The 22,133-nt window shown below is 57.1% G+C and carries 19 protein-coding genes; 6 read left to right on the top strand and 13 right to left on the bottom strand.

Annotation, left to right across the window (positions count from 1 at the left end):
• Nucleotides 1-97: 97 nt before the first annotated feature.
• From ACIQY3_RS17620 to ACIQY3_RS17610, 3 genes are all read right to left on the bottom strand, one after another.
• Entirely contained in the window at nt 98-697 is a 600-nt protein-coding gene (locus ACIQY3_RS17620; RefSeq protein ID WP_403021719.1) for a dTMP kinase, read from the bottom strand.
• Between the two features lie 213 nt (nt 698-910).
• Nucleotides 911-2,119, bottom strand: coding sequence for an MFS transporter (locus ACIQY3_RS17615; RefSeq protein ID WP_403021677.1), 1,209 nt, complete (start codon nt 2,117-2,119; stop codon nt 911-913).
• 75 nt (nt 2,120-2,194) lie between these two features.
• Nucleotides 2,195-3,085, bottom strand: a complete 891-nt coding sequence (locus ACIQY3_RS17610) for a dihydrodipicolinate synthase family protein (protein ID WP_403021675.1) — start codon at nt 3,083-3,085, stop codon at nt 2,195-2,197.
• Between the two features lie 130 nt (nt 3,086-3,215).
• On the opposite strand from ACIQY3_RS17610, the gene ACIQY3_RS17605 reads away from it, so the two are divergent.
• The 4 genes from ACIQY3_RS17605 (at nt 3,216) to ACIQY3_RS17590 (ending at nt 10,222) form a co-directional block, all read left to right on the top strand.
• Nucleotides 3,216-4,757, top strand: coding sequence for a PLP-dependent aminotransferase family protein (locus ACIQY3_RS17605; protein WP_403021717.1), 1,542 nt, complete (start codon nt 3,216-3,218; stop codon nt 4,755-4,757).
• The gene (locus tag ACIQY3_RS17600) at nt 4,758-6,326 is read left to right on the top strand and encodes a diguanylate cyclase (RefSeq protein ID WP_403021673.1); all 1,569 of its coding nucleotides are present in this window, start codon (nt 4,758-4,760) and stop codon (nt 6,324-6,326) included.
• Between the two features lie 204 nt (nt 6,327-6,530).
• On the top strand, nt 6,531-7,940 hold the full coding sequence (gene potE, locus ACIQY3_RS17595; RefSeq protein WP_403021671.1) for a putrescine-ornithine antiporter: 1,410 nt from the start codon (nt 6,531-6,533) through the stop codon (nt 7,938-7,940).
• The gene (locus tag ACIQY3_RS17590) at nt 7,937-10,222 is read left to right on the top strand and encodes an Orn/Lys/Arg decarboxylase N-terminal domain-containing protein (protein WP_403021669.1); all 2,286 of its coding nucleotides are present in this window, start codon (nt 7,937-7,939) and stop codon (nt 10,220-10,222) included. The genes potE and ACIQY3_RS17590 overlap by 4 nt, the downstream gene beginning before the upstream one ends.
• A gap of 81 nt (nt 10,223-10,303) precedes the next feature.
• On the opposite strand, the gene catA is transcribed toward ACIQY3_RS17590, so the two are convergent.
• The 8 genes from catA to ACIQY3_RS17550 all read right to left on the bottom strand — a co-directional run bounded on the left by catA (nt 10,304) and on the right by ACIQY3_RS17550 (nt 17,060).
• On the bottom strand, nt 10,304-11,233 hold the full coding sequence (gene catA / locus ACIQY3_RS17585) for a catechol 1,2-dioxygenase (RefSeq protein WP_403021667.1): 930 nt from the start codon (nt 11,231-11,233) through the stop codon (nt 10,304-10,306).
• Nucleotides 11,234-11,377: 144 nt separating this feature from the next.
• Nucleotides 11,378-12,289: a transporter gene (locus ACIQY3_RS17580; protein ID WP_403021664.1), complete on the bottom strand. Its 912-nt coding sequence runs from the start codon at nt 12,287-12,289 to the stop codon at nt 11,378-11,380.
• 89 nt (nt 12,290-12,378) lie between these two features.
• Complete coding sequence (locus tag ACIQY3_RS17575; protein WP_403021662.1) at nt 12,379-13,440, bottom strand: NADH:ubiquinone reductase (Na(+)-transporting) subunit F; 1,062 nt, start codon at nt 13,438-13,440, stop codon at nt 12,379-12,381.
• 10 nt (nt 13,441-13,450) lie between these two features.
• On the bottom strand, nt 13,451-13,810 hold the full coding sequence (locus ACIQY3_RS17570) for a phenol hydroxylase subunit P4 (protein WP_403021659.1): 360 nt from the start codon (nt 13,808-13,810) through the stop codon (nt 13,451-13,453).
• A gap of 75 nt (nt 13,811-13,885) precedes the next feature.
• On the bottom strand, nt 13,886-15,442 hold the full coding sequence (locus ACIQY3_RS17565; RefSeq protein ID WP_403021657.1) for an aromatic/alkene/methane monooxygenase hydroxylase/oxygenase subunit alpha: 1,557 nt from the start codon (nt 15,440-15,442) through the stop codon (nt 13,886-13,888).
• Between the two features lie 56 nt (nt 15,443-15,498).
• Nucleotides 15,499-15,771 (bottom strand): MmoB/DmpM family protein, encoded by a 273-nt coding sequence (locus tag ACIQY3_RS17560; RefSeq protein WP_403021654.1) that lies wholly within the window; start codon nt 15,769-15,771, stop codon nt 15,499-15,501.
• Nucleotides 15,768-16,763: an aromatic/alkene monooxygenase hydroxylase subunit beta gene (locus tag ACIQY3_RS17555; protein WP_403021652.1), complete on the bottom strand. Its 996-nt coding sequence runs from the start codon at nt 16,761-16,763 to the stop codon at nt 15,768-15,770. The genes ACIQY3_RS17560 and ACIQY3_RS17555 overlap by 4 nt, the downstream gene beginning before the upstream one ends.
• A gap of 42 nt (nt 16,764-16,805) precedes the next feature.
• The gene (locus ACIQY3_RS17550; protein WP_403021649.1) at nt 16,806-17,060 is read right to left on the bottom strand and encodes a phenol hydroxylase subunit; all 255 of its coding nucleotides are present in this window, start codon (nt 17,058-17,060) and stop codon (nt 16,806-16,808) included.
• Between the two features lie 442 nt (nt 17,061-17,502).
• On the opposite strand from ACIQY3_RS17550, the gene ACIQY3_RS17545 reads away from it, so the two are divergent.
• The gene (locus tag ACIQY3_RS17545; RefSeq protein WP_403021645.1) at nt 17,503-19,188 is read left to right on the top strand and encodes a sigma 54-interacting transcriptional regulator; all 1,686 of its coding nucleotides are present in this window, start codon (nt 17,503-17,505) and stop codon (nt 19,186-19,188) included.
• A 168-nt stretch (nt 19,189-19,356) separates the two neighbouring features.
• Complete coding sequence (locus ACIQY3_RS17540; RefSeq protein WP_403021643.1) at nt 19,357-19,869, top strand: lecithin retinol acyltransferase family protein; 513 nt, start codon at nt 19,357-19,359, stop codon at nt 19,867-19,869.
• Nucleotides 19,870-19,969: 100 nt separating this feature from the next.
• On the opposite strand, the gene ACIQY3_RS17535 is transcribed toward ACIQY3_RS17540, so the two are convergent.
• Nucleotides 19,970-21,187 carry an NAD(P)/FAD-dependent oxidoreductase gene (locus ACIQY3_RS17535; protein ID WP_403021640.1) on the bottom strand — a complete coding sequence of 406 codons (1,218 nt, stop codon included), beginning with the start codon at nt 21,185-21,187 and terminating at the stop codon, nt 19,970-19,972.
• A 241-nt stretch (nt 21,188-21,428) separates the two neighbouring features.
• Nucleotides 21,429-22,064, bottom strand: a complete 636-nt coding sequence (locus ACIQY3_RS17530) for an FMN-dependent NADH-azoreductase (RefSeq protein ID WP_403021638.1) — start codon at nt 22,062-22,064, stop codon at nt 21,429-21,431.
• Nucleotides 22,065-22,133 lie beyond the last annotated feature (69 nt).

Here is a 22,133-nt window from a genome sequence, read left to right as displayed (position 1 = left end):
TTACACTGGAAGATTAAGTCTGAAACTATCAAAAAGTTCTTAAAATACATTACGTTGAGAGGGTACTGATTTTTTTATTTTTAGTTCGGTGTGCTTCTCAGCGAAGGACTCTATAAATCTCAGAAACCACCTGCATCGTTGCGTCTTCGATCGTTCCTTCATTACGGCATAAAACCCAGCCTTGATCTGCGACCGCTTGCTCGAACGCCTGGGTACACGCGACATGTTCTTCCAGCTTATGCATCACGGTGCTGCTCAGCCCACGTGATCGTGCCGCGGCCCTCGTCCATGAAATATCAGGGTCGGTGACAACCCCGACATGCAGGTCTGGCACTCGCACGTTTCGATCAATGTTCATCTGCAGGATCTCGGCGAACGGGACCATACGCCTAAACGCAGCATCAGACGGATACCAGCGATCGATCAGGATGATGCTGTCTGTTGGCTGCTTAGTCAGCACGTGTTGGGAAATCCAGGTACGACTATCGGCAAAGCGCTCACAAACCCCCAACTCCAAATCCCGGCTGGGATTTCTGACGAATTGGTTAACGAGGCTCATTGTCTCACCCCGATAGGGATCGCTTTTTCTCTCGCAAAGCCGGATCACCTTTTTGTTGTCGGCCCTCAGTACTTTCGTAATGGCCTCCAACAGTGTGGTTTTGCCGGTTCCCTTGGGCCCATCTAGAGAAACAAACAGCGGACGATTCCTTCTTCAAATAACGATTGATATACGGTTTTTTTGCCCGGTCGTTCGCTGGAACCGCTTGGCGCGATTACGCGAAGCGAGTGCCTAGCCCTTAAGAACAGACATTGATGAACACTCTAACCTGATTTCTGGGTAACGGGTCTCGAAATCCAGGGAGGGATCGCTATCGCCCTCCTCCCTGGCTTGGGCTACACCGTGGTGATTTCAAGGTTGTTTAATGTTGTGACCCTGATCTTCGCGAATTGACGCTCCTAATAGGTAAAAGAAGCCACCCGCAATGATGAACGCAGCCAACATGTAAAACATCCACTGAGCCGGGTAATTAACCAGGGCATAACCACATAGCACCGGGCCGAGGGCTCCGCCTAAGTTTGATAGGTTCTGCGCGCCGTAATATATCCCTCGTAATGCGGCAGGTGCGATTCTATCGATAAACATGTACTCCGTAGGGAAGACGATGATTTCGCCGAGGGTGAAGACCAACATAGCAATCGACCATTGCAGAACACTACTGGCCATGGCGAAACCAGTCACTCCTATCAGGAATAAGCTGAGGCCCGCTATAAGCCAAAGATTAAGATGGTTGACCGAGATGCGCTTGCCAAGCGGGTATTGTAAAAAAATGACTACCACGGCATTAACCGCGACTACTGCACTAATGACCTGATAGGTAAATTCAGCCGTATATGTGGTCACCAGGTATTGCGAGAGGTAAGCCGTGTATTGTCCGATTACGACAGTGCTCAACACTCCGCCAAGAGTGAAACACACCAGGCGTCGATCTCTGAGCAGCACCCGACCAACTGCCATGAATGACAATGGGATTGAGGTGGTCTCGCCTGGATTTAGCCTTCGCTCGCCATAAAGCAAATAAGCGAAAAAGAATACTGCGCCTAGGCTGGCGGAGACTACGAACGGCAATTTTAACGACATGTGAGCCAGGCAAGCCCCCAGAAACGGGCCTACGGCATGACCCACATTGATCAACGTATAGCGAACTGAGAAAGCCCGGCTTTGTTCGTTGAGTGGTAGTAGCCTGCCAAACGTTGCCTTGACAACCACGTCGATTACCGAATAAGCGAAGTTGAATACCACCAGAAAACAAAAGAATAGCCATATGCTGCCAGTCAGGCACATGCCGACAAAACCGGTGATAAAGCAAATGGTGAAGCAGAGAATCAGGGGGTAACTGGAGAATTTGTCGGTTAAGTAACCGCCGTATACGCTCATCAAGGAGGCAATAATGAGTGCCCCACCCACCATCAAACCGATGTCATTGATACCGAGGTCGAAACCGGAAGACAGGTAAACGACCAGGTAAGGTAAGGTAATTGCACGTCCCAGTGACAGCAGCAGTGATGACGAAAGTAGCAGGATGACCGAAGACGGGTACTGCTTGAGTGCGGCGAGCATTATTGATCCTTTGCGCAAAGAACTAACCCGGGGAACCGCAGATCATGGCGAGGACAGCCGGCTATCAGTCTCCTATCACTCCAACTCCAATGCCTTCAACAATGTGGCGACACTTTTCCGATCAATGTCTTCCAAGGTTTTCAGGGGCAGCGGTAAGCAGGGTCGACTGACCTGGTTCAAGAGTTCGGCCATGGCGGCCACGACACGAAGACTTCCGTGATTGCCATACAACGCCCATACAGGCCGCAATGTCTCCGACAGTCGAGCTGCCTCCTGCAAATTGCCTGACTGAGCAGCGCGTGTAATCGCCACCGCCAAGCCTGGCAGCAATCCGCCGATGACGGAGTACCAGACATCGCACCCGGCATTTAACCCAGTCAACGCCGAAGCATCACCGCTGATTCCAATGGTCACATTGGAAGGAATCAACTCGCGCAGACGATCAACTCGTGCCTTGGCGATATCGGGATCTGCCGATACCGCCGGGATTTTTATAGAGCCTACATTGGGCAGTTGCGCGATGCGACCGTGTAGTTCGTCGCTGAACTCGAAGTGGGTAGTAGATGGATTGTCATACACGCAAAGCGGTACAGACAAATCACGGGTTACTGCTTCATAAAGCCCAAATACCTCATCAGCCGTCAGCTTTTGGTAGGACATCGGTGCGAGCAGTACGGCACTCGCTCCAGCTTTCTGCGCCTGTTCCGCTAACGCCTGCACGTCCCGAGTGCGCAACGCACCGATACCAACGATGACAGGAACGTTGCCTGCGTGTTTCACCGCAAGCTGAGCGATTCGCAGCCGCTCTGCATGGGTGAGATAGGCGTAACTACCGGTCGAACCAAGGGCTCCGATGGAATCTACTCCGGCAGCCGCCAGACGTTCGATCAGTCGAATACAGGCCGGTTCGTCCAGGCCGTTTTCATTCATGGGGGTCAAGGGAAATGCGCTGAGACCGGAAAACATCGGTGAGGCTCCTGCGGGTTGAAATGTCTAATCGAGGTTGTCGCGAGTGATGGCGTGTCCTTCATCTAAATTGTGTTAGTTAGCTGGCTCATGGTATAGAGCCAATATCGAACATAATTACTGAACCAGAATTGATGCACGAAAAGCGAACGTTGTAGAAATTCCATCGCTGGGCACGCTTGATCGAACCGCAGGTCAATTAGGTCGACAGCTTGCTCAAGCGCTTCGGGCTGCAATCCGCAGGGGGGACATCAAGCCCGGTGAGCTGCTGCCATCGACGCGCATTCTCGCCAAGTCGTTGACGATTGCCCGAGGCACCGTTATCGAGGCATTTGAGCAGTTGATCGCAGAGGGTTTCCTGGAATCCGAAGGCAGAGCGGGCACGCGGGTTGCCAGTTCATTGATAGGCGCGACGCCGACCAGCAAGCAGCAAGAAGACAGCCCCACTGAAACACGCTCATGGACGCCTTCTGCGCGCATCGAGAGGTTCGCTCAGGTGGCCCAGCAATTTGGAGCGGCGCCTCAGATCCCGTTCTCAATCTCTGTCCCGATTGGAAAAGCTGCTCCTGACGATATTTGGCGTCGCCTGGGCAATCGCATAAGGGCGCGAGGGCCCGGCGCGCCATCGGGCTACGGTGATCCACAGGGCGCACTTGAGTTACGGGAAGCAGTAGCGGATTACGTTCGCAAATCACGGTCTGTCCGATGTGAAGCGAGCCAAATCATCATCACCTCCGGCACGCAACAAGGCCTGTACCTCGCCTGCCAGGTGCTTCTCGATGTCGGGGATTTTGCGTGGGTGGAGGATCCGGCCTATCGGGGCATTACCGCAATTCTGGAAAGCGCAGGCCATTCGAATCAAATGATCCGCGTCCCTGTTGATTCTGAAGGTTTGAATGTTGAAAACGGAATAGAGCAATGCCCCCAGGCACGCGCAGCCTTCGTGACCTCGTCCCATCAATACCCGCTCGGCATGCCGATGAGCATGACCAGACGCAATGCGTTGTTGTCATGGGCCAGAGCTTCAAATGCCTGGATCGTCGAGGATGATTACGATGGTGAGTTGCGTTATGCGGGACATCCCTTTCCATCCTTGCAGGGACTTGACCCTGACCGCGTCATCTATCTAGGGACGTTCAGCAAAATATTGTTCCCGTCCTTACGGCTCGGATACGCAATTGTTCCGCCTTATCTGGTGCAGGCCTTTTGTGGTGCCCGGGTTTTGATGGATCGGCATCCCGCCAATGCCGATCAGCATGTTCTCGCGGCGTTCATCGCAGAGGGGCATCTGGATCGACATATCCGACGAATTCGCGGGGTGTACGCGGACATCCACAGGCAAATAATCGAAGCCGTCAGCAGGCTAATACCCCGTCACCTAGCGTGGCTGGAACCCAGCGATCAGGGGATGCATCTGTTGCTGTGGCTGAAGGAAGGCATCGACGACAGATGGGTCGCGATGAAAGCCTCCGAGGCACAGGTATCAGCTCGTGCTGTGTCCACAATGTATGCCGGTGGCAATGGCCGCCCCGGACTGATTCTGGGCCTGGGTGGTTTCAGTGCCGAAGAGATTGAGTCCGCCACCGGGAGACTTGCGCATATCATCACGCTGGCTGCGCAGCCCCCCTCCTCTCTAAACATGTCTGCCTCCATCCCTGGAAAGGAAGTGTAAATGCTCGGACGCAAACAGCTGGAGCCCAAGAAAGATAGCTTCATTGAAACTTCTTCTGCGAAAACGGTGCAGGCTGGAGCTACGTTCCGACTCATAGTGAGCTTCATGCTTGTGGTAGTTGTCGCATTCGTGGCCGTCGAGGGTTGGCGGACGTGGCGCGACTATCGTTCAGCCTTTGCGTCTGCCCGCGACTCCGTAACGAATCTTGCGCGTGCGACGGCTCAGCATGCGGAAGATACGATCAGGCAAGTGGATGTGCTGACCGCCTCGCTTGCTGAACGGGTGGAAGGTGACGGTTTACAGAGCATCAACATTCCTCGCATCCATAACCTGTTGGTTCAGCAATCCAAAATAATGCCACAACTGCATGGGCTGTTTATTTACGGCCCTGACGGGCAGTGGATCGTGACCGACAAGGAAGTGACGCCTGAGACCGCGAATAACGCCGACCGCGACTACTTCCAATTTCACCGTGCGCACGATGATCGAAACGTGCGAGTCGGCGAAGTAGTCAGGAGTAGATCAACCGACGATCTCATCATTCCCATCTCCCGTCGGTTAAACAATCCAGATGGCTCCTTCGCAGGCGTACTGCTGGGAACGGTTAAAGTCAGTTACTTCGTGGACTACTACGGCGATTTCAAAATTGATGACAAGGGCGCCTTGGTTCTGGCCATGCGCAGCGGAACAATCCTGGTGCGTCGTCCCTTCATCGCTTCCGTGGTCGGTAAAAGTCTGGCGAACAGCGAGATTTTCAAGCGCTACCTGCCGAACTCTACCGAAGGAGTAGCAGAGGCTAAGGCGGTCATAGACGACACCGAGCGCTTATACGGCTATAGAGCGCTGACAACCTACCCGCTGGTCGTAGAGGCCGGGCTCTCTCGCGAATCCATCACTGCACCTTGGCGCCGCGATCTACAAAAAACAGGGTTCGTGCTGGTATTTTTGATCGCCGTACTTGCGGTGTTCGGGCTTATCGTTTTGAGCCAGCTGCGCCAAAGAATGATGATGGAAAAAGAGTTACATCACGCACACCAAACAATGCGAGACATGGCGCTGACCGACAGTCTGACTGGGCTGGGCAATCGTCGACGACTGGATAGTGCACTCCTGGACGAGATCCGCTTAGCCAAACGCCAAGGCTCATCGCTCGCCTTGATCATGCTCGATGTCGATTACTTCAAACGCTACAACGACAAGTACGGGCATGCGGCCGGCGATGACTGTCTGAGTGCCGTTGGAGGCGCGATCCAGCAAGCCGTTAAAAGGCCGGGAGACCTGGCTGTCAGGTACGGTGGCGAAGAATTTACAGTGCTACTTCCCAACACGGATCGCGCGGGCGCAGCACAAGTCGCCCACGATATCCTGGAAGCAATTCGATCACTGAACATCGAGCACGCTGAGCATCCCTTAGGGAAGGTCACTGCCAGTGCAGGCATTACTACAAGCCAGCCGAGCACCGAAGCGGTGACGCCGGCGACTTTGCTAAAAGCGGCTGACGCGCAATTATATTCAGCGAAACAACAAGGACGAAATCGGTGGTGCTCCGCTGATGTGCCCACGCAATGACAGGTGGTTTTTTTCAAAGCTTATCCGCAGGCATCTTGCCGCCAGTTTTTTCATGACCACAGAGGCGCTTCTACCCTCTCCTTTCAAGCCGTTGCGGCCATTCGAAGCCCACCCGTAAACCTTGTTGAACCTCCCGATTCCTTGCGCCATCTCATTCCTTTGCTATATCTAAAACTCCACAACGCAAATTGAAGAGGCAACGGAATGTCAGTCGCGAAGAAGATGAGTGTGGGGCAACTGACGATGTTGACGGCCGTCAACATGTTGGGCTCGGGCATTGTGTTGTTACCGACCAAACTCGCCGAAGTCGGCGCCATTTCCATTCTTTCCTGGCTGATCACAGCCACCGGTTCGCTGGCCCTGGCGTACGCCTTTGCCCGCTGCGGGATGCTCAGTCGCAAGACCGGTGGCATGGGCGGCTATGCCGAATACACCTTCGGCAAGGCCGGCAACTACCTGACCAACTACACCTACGGCGTGTCGCTGTTGATTGCGAATGTGGCGATCAGCATCACGGCGGTGGGCTACATTCAGGTGCTGTTCGACGTGAAGCTGGACTCGCTGCAAGTGGGCCTGGCGACCATTGCCTTGCTGTGGGTCACCACGTTCGCCAACTTCGGTGGCGCGCGGATTACCGGGCGGATCGGCGCGGTGACCGTATGGGGCGTGATTGCGCCCGTGGTGCTGGTGTCGACGGTCGGCTGGTTCTGGTTCGACAGCAGCATCTACGCCGCTGGCTGGAACCCCCACGACAAGGGCTGGTTCGAGGCCGCCGGTGCTTCGGTGGCGATCACCTTGTGGGCCTTCCTCGGGCTGGAATCGGCGTGCGCCAACACCGATGCCGTGGAAAACCCCGAGAAAAACGTGCCGATTGCGGTGCTCGGCGGCACCCTGGGTGCGGCGGTGATTTACATCGTTTCCACCAATGTCATAGCCGGCATCGTCTCAAACCCGGAGCTGGCCTCCTCCACGGCCCCGTTCGGGCTAGTGTTCGCCAAAATGTTCACCCCGCTGATCGGCGATATCGTGATGGCAGCCATGGTGCTGGCGTGCATCGGCTCGCTGCTCGGTTGGCAATTCACCATAGCCCAGGTGTTCAAAAGCTCGGCGGACACCGGTTATTTCCTGCCGATATTCGCCAAGGCCAACAAGGCCGGCACGCCCATCATCGGCATGTTGATCCTCCTCGCCGGCCAGACCGCGCTGGGTCTGCTCACCATCAGCCCGGACCTGAGCAAACAGTTCGACACTCTCGTCAATCTCGCGGTGGTGACCAATCTGGTGCCGTACATCCTGTCCATGGCTGCGCTGGCGACCATGCAGAAAGTCTCCAACGTACCGGCCGGCAAAGCGCTGGCCACCAACATCATCGCCTGGGTGGCGGCGGCCTACAGCTATCTGGCGCTCTACAGTTCGGGCGAGCAAGCGCTGATGCTCGGCGGCGTTGCGACGATCTTCGGCTACACGCTGTTCGGCTTCGTCAATAACCGCCTGATCCGTCTCGAAGCGCTGAATAACAGCGTACCGACCCAGACCGTCAGTGCGCAGCACATCAAGGGCGAACCGGTGCCGGTCAACCACTTGCAATCCGCCTCTTTGGAGCCTCAATCATGACGGAATATAGACACACGCTCGGGATGCTCACGCTGCTGGTGAGCAACCCGCCGGACAAACGCACCGTGTTCGGCCGCTCCCTGGACCAGTTGATCAACGATGTGGAAGAACGCGCCGTCCACGTCATCGCCTCGGAAACCCTGAGCGACGCCACGTCGATCCTGCGCTCTGACCCGGCCGTGCAATGTGTGCTGCTCAGTTGGGAAATGGACAAAAGTGAAGGGCACGAGGAATGCATCCAACTGCTGGTCAGCCTGCGCGAACGCAATACCCGCGTACCGGTGTTCCTGATCAGTGACCGCAGCACCGCGTCGAGTATTCCGCTGGTGGTCATGCAACACGCCGACGACTTTATCTGGTTGCCCGAGGACACCAGTCGCTTCCTCAGCGGCCGCATCCTGGCCGCCATCGAACGCTATCGCCAGGCCGCGCTGCCACCGATGTTCGGCGCCCTGGTGAAGTTTGCGCGAACCTATGAATACTCCTGGCACACGCCGGGTCATGCTGGCGGCACGGCGTTCCTGAAAAGCACCGCGGGCCGGGCGTTCTACGAGTTTTTCGGGGAGAATCTGCTGCGTTCCGACCTGTCGATCTCGGTCGGCGAGCTCGGTTCGCTGCTCGATCACAGCGGCCCGATTGGCCAGGGTGAGCGCTACGCCGCCAAGGTCTTCGGCGCGCACCGCACCTATTACGTCACCAATGGTTCGTCGACCTCCAACCGTGTCATCCTCATGGCCAGCGTCACGCGCAACCAGATTGCCCTGTGCGACCGCAATTGCCACAAGTCCGCCGAACACGCGATGACGTTGTCCGGCGCCATCCCGACGTACCTGGTGCCGACCCGCAACCGCTACGGCATCATCGGCCCGATCCTGCCGCAAACCCTGAGCGCCGAAGGCGTGAAAGCCGCCATCGCCAATAACCCACTGGTCAAGGATGGGATCGACCCGACGCCGATTCACGCGATCATCACCAACTCCACCTACGATGGCCTGACCTACAACGTCACCCGCGTCGAAGAGCTGTTGGGCCAGAGCGTCGACCGTCTGCATTTCGATGAAGCCTGGTACGGCTACGCGCGGTTCAACCCGTTGTATCGCGAGCGCTTCGCGATGCACGGCAGCCCGGACGATCACGACGCTTCGAAGCCGACGGTGTTCGCCACCCAATCGACCCACAAACTGCTGGCCGCCCTCTCCCAGGCCTCGATGATTCACGTGCGCAACGGGCGCAATCCCATTGAACACGGGCGCTTCAACGAGTCGTTCATGATGCACGCCTCGACCTCGCCCAACTACGCGATCATGGCCTCCTGCGACGTCAGCTCGGCGATGATGGAAGCCCCGAGCGGGCAGATCCTCACCAGCGAATCCATTGAAGAAGCCGTGTCGTTCCGCCAGGTCATCTCGCGCATGCACAACGAGATGCTGAGCAAAAACGACTGGTTCTTCACCTGCTGGCAGCCGCCGACCGTGCAAGTGGGCAACGCCACGGTGCCGTTCCATGAAGTCGATCCGGTACTGCTGAAAACCGAGCCGAACTGCTGGGTCCTGCACCCGAACGAGGTGTGGCACGGTTTCGGCGACATCGAGGACGGCTATTGCATGCTGGACCCGATCAAGGTTTCGGTGCTCAGCCCCGGCATGGGCGATGACGGCAACCTGCTTGAATCCGGCATCCCGGCGTGTGTGCTGACGGCGTACCTCGGTCGCCAGGGCATCGTGGTCGAGAAAACCACCGACTTCACGATCCTGTTCCTGTTCTCGATCGGCATCACCAAAGGCAAATGGGGCACCCTGGTCAACGCCCTCCTCGACTTCAAGCGCGATTACGACGAAAACGTCGAACTGGAACTGTGCCTGCCGGATCTGCTGTCCGCCAACCAGGCACGTTATGCTGGAATGGGCCTCAAGGACCTGGCCGACGACATTTTCGCCGCCATGAAGAAACACAAGACCACCGCCAACATGGCCCAGGCCTTCGGCATGCTGCCCAAAGCCGAATTCAGCCCGGTGGAGGCCTACGAGAAACTGGTGCGCAACGACATCGAGCTGGTCACCCTGGAAGAAGCCGCCGGGCGCATTGTCGCGACCGGCATCGTGCCATATCCACCCGGCATTCCATTGTTGATGCCGGGCGAGAACGCCGGGCCTGCGGACGGGCCGTTGCTGGCGTATCTCAAGGCGCTGGAAGCTTTCGACAAATCCTTCCCCGGTTTCACCCATGACACTCACGGGATCGAAAGCGAGGCCGGGGTTTATCGCTTGCTGGTGTTGAAGTGAGGTAAGCAGGCGTCGCTATTGGCCTGAACATAAAAACGCCCTGACAACACGTCGGGGCGTTTTTGTATCGTTCGATAGGACTCAGTTTTCCAACGCACGCACTCGGGTCAGCCGTTGCTGTTCCTCCGGCTGTGCCGTTGGCTGTACGGTGAAATCAAAGTCGATTTCGGCAAAGCGACCGCTCACACCATAAGCCGCGGCACGGGTCTGATCATCGCTGAAGGTGATCTTGGCGATCAGCTCGTCGCGGGTGGCGTAGGCGAAATCGTCATGCAGGAACTGATCGCCGTCGAGGTTGATCTGGGTGGTCAGGTGACGATGATCGGGCGCGGAGATGAAGAAGTGGATATGCGCCGGGCGCTGGCCGTGACGTCCCAGTTGATCGAGCAATTGCTGGGTCGGACCATCCGGTGGGCAGCCGTAACCCGACGGCACGATGCTGCGGAACCGGTAGCGACCCTCGGCATCGGTGACGATCCGGCGGCGCAGGTTGAAGTCCGATTGCGTGGGATCGAAGTACGAGTAACTGCCACCCGTGTTGGCGTGCCAGACGTCTACCACGGCGCCGGCCAACGGTTCGCCAGCGGTGTTGAACACCCGCCCTTGCATGAACAGCGGCACGCCCGAATCGACACCGTCATCCAGTCGCGCTTCATCTTGCGACAGCGGCGCACCGGCCACATACAGCGGTCCTTCGATGGTCCGTGGCGTGCCGCCGGACTTGCCGGCCTGCTCGTCTTCAGCATCCATCAACAGGTCCAGGTAATGTTCCAGGCCAAGCCCAGCCGCCAGCAATCCGGCTTCCTGACGCGTACCCAGCACGTTGAGATAGTTGACCGCTTTCCAGAACTCTTCCGGGGTCACGGCCAGGTCTTCGATGATGCTTACCGAATCCCGCAGGATGCGATGAACCAGCGATTTGACCCGGGGATCACCGGCGTCATTGAGCAGGCCGCTGGCCTCCTCGAGAAACTTCTGGGCGCTGGCAGTGTGGGAAATCTTGACGCTCATGATCAGTCCTCATCTGTTATTTATTGTGCATTTATTAAGAACGCTAACTTACGGTCATTGACGCAACTTACGGTTGGGCAATAGTTCACCTGGAGGGCTATCGCTGCCCCGCTCCGCTTACTACGCTGTGAAACTAATAATTAATCAAAAAGGAATGGTCAGCTTCACCCAATAAGCATCCCCTTCGGCTCTATTCCGCACTTGGGATTCCTGCTGCCATTTGGCGGTCAGGAACCATCCTTTATTACTTGTGTATTTCACTGAAGGACCAATGGCGAACGCCCTGCCCTTGTTGTCTTCGATGCGATCGCCATCCTGCCGGTCGTCCGTGGTCTGGTGGCATATGTAACCGCCAACACCCACGACCCAACCATTGCCCAGCCCCCACCCGACGGCGTAATCCATGTGTAACTCTTGGCCTGAGCGATAATCGGTGTCTTTATTGCGCAAGTTAAAGTCGTACATCGTTTTGGCATCGATGTTCAGGCCGTTGGGGTCGATGTAAGACACCGCCAATACCGGCTCGACTACCCAGTAATTACGCCCGACATTGGCCAGGTCATCCTTGTCGTATTCGCCCGTGGGCGCGATGAAATCCAGGGCAAGGATGCTGTGCAGTTTGTCGCTGTGATGAAACCCCAGTGCGGGGCCGAAGATCATGTCGCCCAAGCCTTGCTTGCTTTGGGATTGGCCATTGACCTCAACCTTCAAGTCCACCAGCGGCGCGATGGCATGGAACGCCAGGCTGCCCCCGAACACTTGCTGCTCGGTGACCCAAATCAACCGTGGCGCAATGACGTTGGCCCGTACCCTGAAGTCCACCGGCACTTTGTCGCCGCGATTGTCACGCAGTGAATCGGCTTCGTAATGATTGACGAAGAACTGCGAATACAGGCCCGGTGGCGGCATCGCCCCGGACATATAGTTTTCGGAGCCCATGGGATAAGACGATCCACCGTTCTCAGTGGCGTGGACTCCTACACTGGCAACGGCCAGCAAACTCAAACTTGCATGACGCAAATGCCGGGCATACATCGTTTTTGCTACTGCTTTCATAGTCGATGACCTTTGTTGTTTTTATAGTCAGCCGAGCCCCTGCCGGTCATAGGGAGACCAGCAGAGTTGGCAGTTTTGCAACAGTGAAATCAGATCCTTTTGAACAGCGCCGATCTTGTACTTTCAGCCGCTCCGTCCGCGGCGCTATAGAAACGCTCCATGAAAATGTCACGCTCAAACAAGCGTCCCTGCATCAGGCAGGTAATCGCCGAATCAATCATTACCGGCGGCCCGCAGAGATAAGCCTTGCGGCTACTGAATCGGCCTTCAAAGTGTTGTTTGGCTGCGTCGTGCACATAGCCCTTGAACCCGGTCCATTCGGAGTCCTCCGCCGCCTGGCTGAGCGCCGGTACATACGTGAAATTGGCAAACTCGCGAGACAGTTCTTCAAATAACTCGCGGTTGTAGAGTTCGGCCCGATTGCGTGCCCCCTGGAACAACACAATCTGACGGGTATCGCCGGTTTCCAGTAAATCGAGAATCATCGACTGAGGGCTGGACAATCCCGAGCCACCCGCAATGAAAATCAAGTCGCCGCTTTGCGAAGTCCGCACGAAGAACTGGCCGTAAGGGCCGGACAACTCCACGCAATCACCCACCTGCAGTTCATCGTGGATCATGGTCGTCGCCAGGCCACCGTCCACACGGCGCACATGCAATTCAACTTCATCCGCCTGACTCGGGGTGTTGGCCAGGGAGAACGCCCGGGTGCCTTCGATTCCCGGCAATTGCAAATTGATGTACTGGCCGGCCTGGAACGCCATGGGGCGGTCGAGTTTCAAGTGCACGCCTTTGATGGTGGGCGACAGGTCCACCAGTTTCACGACGACCGCCTGATAGTCCTCGACGGGATGCCCAAGGAAGTCCGGGTCGGCATCGATGTCCGCCTCGATGACCATGTCGCTTTGCGGAATCGCACAACAGGCCAGGACCTTGCCTTCATCCCGCTCCATATCCATCAAGGCGAACGAGGACGCTGCGCCCACATCGGCCTCACCTTCGAGCACCTGAACCTTGCAGGTGGCGCAAGTACCGTGGCCGCAAGCGAATGGCAGCCAGACACCCTGGCGCAATGCCGCCTGCAGGATGGTCTGGCCCTCCTCCACCTCGATCTGCTCGCCGGTGGGTTCGATGGTTACTTGGTAGCTCATGACCGGTTCCTCAGTTGAAAGTGCCGGCAATGCCATTCAAGCCCGGCGTATTCATCTGCAGCAGGCTTTTATGGTCGATGCCGTTGTCGATCAGACTGGCCGCATAGTCCGGGGTGAAAGGCTGATCGTTCAGGCGCCACGACGCTTGGCTGAAATCAACGCGTGGGGCATCCGGGTGCTGGGAAATCGACGCTTTGACCACCTGCTCGATGAAGTCCCCGAACGGCATGGCCGGTGGCAGCGGAAAGGTAAACGGCGCGCAGAACATCAGGTGTTTTTCCCAGCACAGGTACACCAGTTGCAGGCCGTTGAAGTTGTCCTGGCTATCCAGGGGTTGGGCGGTATAGGCGCCGATGGCAGTCACGGGCATGATCGTTTCCTTATTCTTGTCAGGTAGTGATGGAAGCGGACGCGCAGTCCGCTTCGTGGTGCAGCGTCAAACGCTTCAGCCGGTCTTGAGCAGGTCCGGGTCCACGGGGGCGGCCGGCGTGCTGTTGCGATCGTTCGGGTGCCAGTCCTGCCAGCGCCGATGCTCGGCGGAACCCAGGTACTCGAAGTTGTCCTGGCCGGGATTGATGTTGTAGTAGTCGCGCACGATCGACTCGACATCCGCCCCGCCGCAATTGCCCTGCAGGATCTGGTGCACCGGCAACCAGGCCTGGATGTACTTGGTCGGCTCGTACTCGAAAATGTCGCAGCAGCCTTGGGAGCAGAAGTGATAACGCTCTCCCTCGTGCTCGGCGCTGCGATGGCTGAGCGTCGACGGGTCATCCGGCTCGCTGAACGACAGCGGGATCTGGCAGATCTGGCAAAGCATCGGCAGGGTCGGGTTGTAGAAACGCTCGCCCTTCTCTTGCAGCGCACGCCAGTGTTCGAAGCGTGGGCGGTAGATCTTGTCGAAGGTGTCCGGGTATTTGGACGAGAGCCAATCCAGCTCTTCGTCGGTCGGCATCCAAGTGTGGAAGTTGGTCGCCTGGCTGTACTGATAGAAGATCGACCAGGCCTGATGGCTGACGTGGTCCTTGCCAATGTTGGCTTCTTCGACGTGCTTGGGTGGACGAATGCCGTAGCGTTCCAGGTCCTTGAACAGTGCCCCGCCCGCCTCTTCGAAATACACGCCCCAGGCTTCGGACCAGGACATGACTTTGTTCGGCAACATGTAGTCCATCATCATCCCGACCAGGGTCAGCAGGCGGTAACCGCGCCAGAACCACTTGTCGATCCAGCGCTGGATGATCGGCACGTTGTCTTCGTGCTGTTCCAGCAGGAACTTGATCACCTCAAGGCCCAAGGTCATGTGGCGCGCTTCGTCGGACTGCGCGGAGAAGCCGAAGGTCACCGTGGCCATGTCGCCATTGAACGCGGCGCCGGACATGAACGGTACGAACAGCAGGTTGGTCAGCACGTACTCGAACGAAAACGAAATCGCCGTCAGGAACTCGAACGGACCGGCCGTGCGCGCATCTTCGAAGAACGACTTCGGCACCGAGAGAAACCACACGCGGTCGTGCATGTGCGCAAAATCATGCAGGCCGTTGAAGTGCTTGTTGTAGTGACTCATCGCGTGAATCTGGGTCTGCACGTGGCGCAGTTCGTCGATGGCCTGCATCTGGCAGGCAATCCGCGCACCGGCGCCACTGAATTGCCGACCGACCCGGGCGAAGCCTTGATACGCCTGGTACTCCAGCGGCGTGACACCGGACAGGAACAGCTTCAACGCGTTGACATAACGGGCGTCGGACAGCGTGGTATGGCCGTTGTTTTGCGAGAACGCATCGAAGATCGCGTAGAGCTTTTTCTCTTTCTCGGCCTGGTATTTCCAGTAGGTGTCCATGGTCAGGCGGAACGGGTCTTCCCACTTGTCCCAGTCGGTGATCTTGATCCCTTCGAAACGCTCGTGCGGGTAGATGTCCTCGTGGGTCTGGTAGCTCGGCTCCCAGTCCAGGTCACGGGTCATGCAACGGTATTTCTCTTTGGCATTAAGGCGTTTTTTCACGGCCATGATGGCTCTCCAGAATTCTTGTTATCGAGCAAACGCTGACGGCTGTCGGCTGGCGGTCAGCTGTTCCAGTGCAAGGAAAAACTGTCGTCTTCTTCCTCGACGTTGCCGCCCAGGGTGATCACGTACATCAGCATTTCCTGGATATCCCACGGGCTGCCGGTGATCTGCTCCACGGTTTCGCGGCGGATATCCAGGCGTCCCGGTGCCTCGATGCGGATCATCGACGGTTGGTGCTGGACGTCGGCGTGCGGGTTGTCTTGCTGGATCGCGTCGACGATCGAGCGCGCGTAATCGGTGTCTTGCAGGTTGATGTACACAAGGGACGTCATGGCTTCACTCCGGTCAGACCGACTTTCTTCAGGCGGGCGGCGAACTCGCCACAAACGGTGTCCAGGGCGGACGCGTCCAGGCCGAGGCCGGCCAGTGGGCGCAGGGCTTCGACGGCACGCTGGCTCCAGCGATCGACCCAGCCCTCGACCAACGCCTTGTTCCCGGCGTTTTCGTTGATCACAGTCTTGAGCAGCGCATCGACCCAGCGTTGGCTTTCGGCAAACCACAGGCGCATGAACTCGGTCAGCATGCCGACCTGCCCGGCGCCGTTGGCCGAGAGCTGCTCGTCGAGTTTGTGGAACAGCAGCGGGTACACCAGGCCATCGCTGACCACGTTTTGCGCCACGGTCAATTCGAACCAGTCGCGCACCACCAAGGTGTCTTCCACGTAGCGACGCAACCCCTGCCAGGCCGGGGCGTTCAGCCACTGCTGTTTGGCCTGGGCCAGCAGCAGGACATCGCCGTCATCGAGCATCAGACCGATACGCGAAAGGTATTGAGCGATACCCAGTCGATCCATGGCCTGGAACATGTGCATCTGCGTCACGCTGGTGCCGAAGCCATCGGCAGCGATGTTGCTGTTGTTCATGTTGGCGCCCAGCTCGGCGTGGCGCAGGGGCAACATCAGCGAGCTGATCAGCTGGATGTTTTGCGGCGAGAGGCTGGCGAGCATGTCGCGCTTTTCGCAGAACGCGTAATCGTGCTCGGCGTTTTCCTGCATCTTGGCCCGGGCTTGGACGTAGGCGCCGTAGTAGTACTGGCGCGGGTCGGTGACCGCATACCAGTCGGCCATGACCACCGCCGTGCGCGTGGCATCGTTGAGCAGTTTGTCCGGTTGCCACAGTGGCCGGTAATGGAAGTTGGTCGCCGACTCGATATCGAAACTGGCTTCCTGATAACGGCTGGCAACCTTGTCGCCAAACCGGCGACGGGTGTGGCTGAAGGTGTTGCGGATCGTCTCGACGGTTGTCGTCTTGATCTCGACACTCATGGAGTGGACTCCTGTAGTTGTTGTTTTGGGGGTGGGTGCCGCTTATTCCGCGTCGCGGGGTTCGCCGTAACGCCACTTCTGCGCATCGGCGTCGAGGGCGTCGGACATCTGCGCATCCATGTGTTGCACATGGTTGTTGTCGCAGAACTGCTTGAAGGCCTGATGCGGCAGCACCAGCTCGACAAACAGCTCGGGGTAACCGATGGCGAAGTCAAATTCGACAAAGGCATCTTCTGGCTTGCTGCGTACACGGATGTAACGCGGCATTTGATCGAAGGTGCTGCCAGTTGGATTCATGCTCGGGTGCTCCCCTGTTGTTATGCAGGGGCAAGAGCAACAACGGTGCCAGCACTTTAAAAAGGTAGAAAAATAAAATATTAAGTCTTTATAAATCAGATGGTTATTTGATCTTTCAAGATGGAATGCCGAATGCGCGGCGGAGTTTTTAGCTAGGCATCGACTTCATGAATTGATCATTTGATCAATCGCCGAGGGGGCGATTCGAGCAAATAACCAAATGGGATATTCAAGGCTGGGAGTCGAAATTGGTCTACTTCCAATAATCAACATTGGCCCGCTTTTCGGCAGCCAGGTGTCGTATCTTTTTATCATTTGGTAAAAATGGGTGGCTATCATTAATCATAGGGCGAAGGTATTTGAGATCTGATTCAACTCGATTTCGCTGCAGCGGAAACCGAGCTATCCCCACAAACAAAAAAACACATAGGGGTGCGTTTGCATGACCATGAAATACCGAGCCTCCGAGCATTCCACACTGCTCAAGGATCTGACCGACCGCATTCACTTTCTCGGCAGCGAAGGCAAGATCTGGCTGGATGAGCAGCGGATGTTGCTGATGCAGGTTTCGTCGATGGCGTCCTTTCGCCGCGAGCTGATCGAGATGATTGGCGAAGAACGTGCAAAGGGCTTTTTTCTTCGCCTGGGCTACCAGTCCGGGCTCAAGGATGCCGAACTGGCGCGCAAACTACGGCCCAATGGCAGCGACATCGACATGTTCTTGATTGGCCCCCAACTGCATTCGCTCAAGGGCATGGTCAAGGTCCGGCCGGTGGTCATGGACATTGATATCGAGGCCGGCACCTTCTACGCCGATATCGAATGGATCGACTCGTTTGAAGTGGAAAACCACCAGAGCGAACAACTGCACTCCGAACAACCGATCTGCTGGATGTTGCTCGGCTACGCCATCAGTTATTCGTCATTCTTCATTGGCCGTCAGATCATCTACAAGGAAGTCAGTTGCCGTGGCTGTGGCGACAAACTGTGCCGCATCATCGGCAAGCCCGCTGAGGAGTGGGAGGACGCCGAGACGTTCATGCGCTACTTCCAGAGCGACCCGATCATCGATGAGTTGCGCACTCTGCAACTGCAAGTCGAGAACATGAATCAACGCCTGCAACTGCGTGCCGGTCAGTTCTATGGCATCGGTCGTTCCGCGATCTACCGCAAGACTTGCGACCTCATCGACAAGGTTGCACCGGGCAAGGCGTCGGTATTGCTGCTGGGTGAAACCGGCGTCGGCAAAGAAGTCATCGCCCGTAGCCTGCATTTGCGCAGTGAACGCGCGGGCGGTGCTTTCATCGCCCTGAACTGCGCCGCCATTTCTCCGGACTTGATCGAGGCGGAGTTGTTCGGCGTTGAAAAAGGCGCGTACACCGGCGCGCAACAATCGCGGATGGGTCGCTTCGAACGGGCCCATGGCGGCACGCTGTTTCTGGATGAAATCATCGAACTTACCCCACGCGCCCAGGCCAGTCTGCTGCGGGTTCTGCAAGAAGGTGAACTGGAGCGCGTGGGCGATAGCCAGACCCGCACGGTCGATGTGCGCGTGATCGGCGCCACCCATGAAGACCTTGGCCAAGCGGTGAAGGACGGTCGATTCCGGGCCGACCTCTATTACCGGCTGAACGTCTATCCCGTTCGAATTCCGGCACTGCGGGATCGTCGCGAAGACATCCCGCTGTTGATCGAACACTTCCTCGAGAAATTGCACACGAGCTACCAGAAAAAGACCCTCGGGCTCTCCGATCGGGCCAGTGAGGCGTGCCTGCGCTACGACTGGCCGGGCAACATTCGCGAACTCGAAAATCTGATTGAGCGCGGTGTGATCATCACGGACAACAACCAGAGTATTTCGGTGGAAGCGCTCTTCCCGCACATGTCGGTTGAAGCACTCAGCATCGGGTTGTCCAGCGAAGGTCACCTGATCACCCAACAGCTGCAACCTGAGCATGAATGGGTGGATCGGCTGCTCGATCTCGGGGTCAGCCTGGATGTCCTGGAAGAGCAGCTTCTGCAGGGTGCCATGGAGCGCGCCAACCAGAATGTCTCGGAGGCCGCCCGGCTGCTCGGGATGACTCGACCCGCGCTGGCCTACCGTTTGAAGAAGCTGCCCGAGGAGTAAGCGCGGCGAGATCGGCGCAACGTTACTCATTTGATCAAATGGCAGCTAACGCATTTGATTTTTTAGTTGATCGACTGTCACCGCTGGAGGCCTTGTTTTACGGGGTGATTGGGTGGCGCGATTTATGCTCGCCTCCCAGTGAGGCTTAACTAAAAAGCGCACCCCATCATGAACACTTTCCGTTGTTCCTCGCCTGGCCGTTATCCCGATGCACGTTGGTATGATTTTGACTGGTCTTTGCTGGTGGATGTCTCGCCAGGCAGCCACTTGATCACCTCCCGCAATGGCTATGTTCACCACGGGATTTATCTTGGAGAACAGCAGGTCATCCACTACGCCGGGATGTGTGGCGGCTTTGAGACGGGGCCGATTGAAATCATACCGTTGAGCCGTTTTGCTAACGGCAGGCAGGTTCGGATCAGAAGGCACATGCAGGCCTGTTTCAAACCGCAACTGGTTTTAGAGCGAGCGTTGTCCCGGGTCGGTGAATCTCGCTATCGCCTGCTGACCAATAACTGCGAGCACTTCTGCTATTGGTGCCTCTTCGGAAAACATCAAAGCCCCCAGGTGCGCGAGGTGTTGAGTCATCCGCTGAAAGCCATGAAGTTGATGGCGTTGCACTGGCCGATGTTTGTCTCTCTGCACTTACCTGTGCTTAGTAAGTTGTTCGCTTTCAATTAGATTATTTCAGTCGATCAAACGACCGCAGAAAGCCCGCACCCTGTGGATGCGTGGTCCTCAGAATGCAGGCTTGGCACTACCGCAGGCGTTTGCCCCGTGGTCAGGCGACTACTTTACGCGCCGGATCAGCCGACGCCAGCGCATCGGTGCGGCTTGGGCGTGGCGGGTAGATCCACTCAGAGTTGATCTTGTGTTTGAGTGCCTTGGCTTCATCGCCCACCAGTTTGATTTCACGGTCCCAGCCTTCGGTGTAAACCGCGCCCCACGAACCGAGATCCAGGCAAGTGACGTAGAACGGTTGTTCGTATGGCAGGGTCGGCAAACCAAGCAGATCCGCCGCCACGTTGTGACCGGCGTAACGGCCCATGTTCATCGCATGTTGGCAGGACATCATGGCATGGTTGCCATGGTCATCCAGCACAGCGAGGGCCACGTCACCTGCCGCGAACACATCACTGGCGCCGGACACACGCAAGTCGCGTGAAACATGCAGGCGACCAAGGCGATCCCGTTCAGTCGAGACTTGCTCAGTCAGGCTGCTGGCGCGCATGCCACCGGTCCAGATCACGGTCTGGCTTTCAATTCGCTCGCCTGTCGATGTGTACAGCCCGTCAGCATCAACAGACACCACCGAAGCCCCCAAGCGGCACTTGATCCCCAGATCGGCCAGCGCCTGGATGATCACCGGGCGTGGACCAGGGCCCAGGTCTGGACCAATGTCGGACGCCTGCTCGACGACAACCACATTCACATCCGCGTCGTCGCCCAAAATGCCGCTCAGGCGCTGCGGGAGTTCACAGGCGATCTCAATGCCGGTAAAGCCTCCGCCCACCACTACGACGGTGTTGCGGCCGATGGACTCAGGACGGTCGGCGAGACGGGCCAGGTGCACGTCCAGTTCACACGCCTCGTCGACCTGGTCGATGCTGAACGTGTGCTCGCCGACACCCGGCAACGGCGGACGGAACAATTTGCTGCCGGTGGTCAAAACCAGCTTGTCGTACGTCAGGTTGAACACCAGGCCATTTTCGTCGGTGGCGTCGACGTTTTTATCGTCGGTATGAATCTGCGTGACATGCCCACGGACATAACGCACGCCAGCCGCTTCGAGCAACGGAAGCAACGGGGTGGTCATGGCGGAAGGGCTTTTTTCGTGAAGTCGAGGCCGCATGTGCAGGACGGGCTCAGGGGAAATCAAAGTGATGTCAATCGCGCCGTAGCCGACGGCCCTGCCCTGCTCTTCGAGCACGCGAGCGGCGCCGAGTGCGCTCCACATACCGGCGAAACCCGAACCGATCACTAAAATCTTTTGCGACATGTTGATGTACTCCATTTGTTGCCAACGAAACCCTGGATGACAGGGATCAAAATAACTACGAACCGATGATTCGTAGTTTTATTATAGGCATCCATTTTTTAGCTCATCAAGGCAAAAAAACCTTATAAATCAATAATTTGAAGAGAACAAAAAACGCGCACAGAAAAGCCTCCGGTAACCGGGAGAAGCCTCTCTAATGCGCGCTTATTACGTGTGAAGTTTCAAATTCTGGGCGCTGGATTTACTGTTCCAGCGCCCATTTTTTTGCAATGTCCGCTAACTGGCCACGGGCTCTTTCCAGGGCTTTTTCACGCTCTTGCGCGGCGGCAAACTGAGTCGGTTGTGCATTCACGAACGCAGGGTTCTGGATGCCGATAAATCCGAACGCGGCTTTAAGGGACGGCGTCAGTGCGTCCATATGCGAGAGCGGCATGCCCGCACGCATGTCCGTGCCTCGGGTGGTGATGAACAGGGTTTTCTGCCTCACCAACTGGCCAAAGTACTCGCCTGGGCTACCTGGCACGTAGGTCAATTCGGCGCGAATGATGTTGTCGATAAAAGCCTTGAACACCGAGGGATAGGAGAAGTTATGCATCGGCATCGCGAACAGGAAGGCATCGGCGTCCAGCACCCGCTGGCATAAGGCGGTGGACGGCGCCAGGGCCTGTTCCATGGCCGGGGTGCGTTGCACCGTGGGCGTGTACGCGGCGATGGTGAAGGACTCGTCGATATGCGCCGGCGGGGTCAGCGTCAAATCCAGATAATCGATGTCGAGGCTGACGTTCTGCTCGCGCAGACACTCTACAAAGTAGCGGGCCAACGCCCGGGAATTCGAACGTTCACGCTTCGGACTCGAATCGACGTGCAGTAACTTCATGGACGCACTCCTGGTGTATCAGTGTTCATGGTGAGGTGTTTCTTTTGAGCCAGAATACTCCGACAGCAT

Origin of the sequence: Pseudomonas sp. NPDC096950, from assembly GCF_044762525.1 — a bacterium.
Classification (GTDB): Bacteria; Pseudomonadota; Gammaproteobacteria; order Pseudomonadales; family Pseudomonadaceae; genus Aquipseudomonas.
This window is presented reverse-complemented; position numbering and strand designations above follow the sequence as displayed.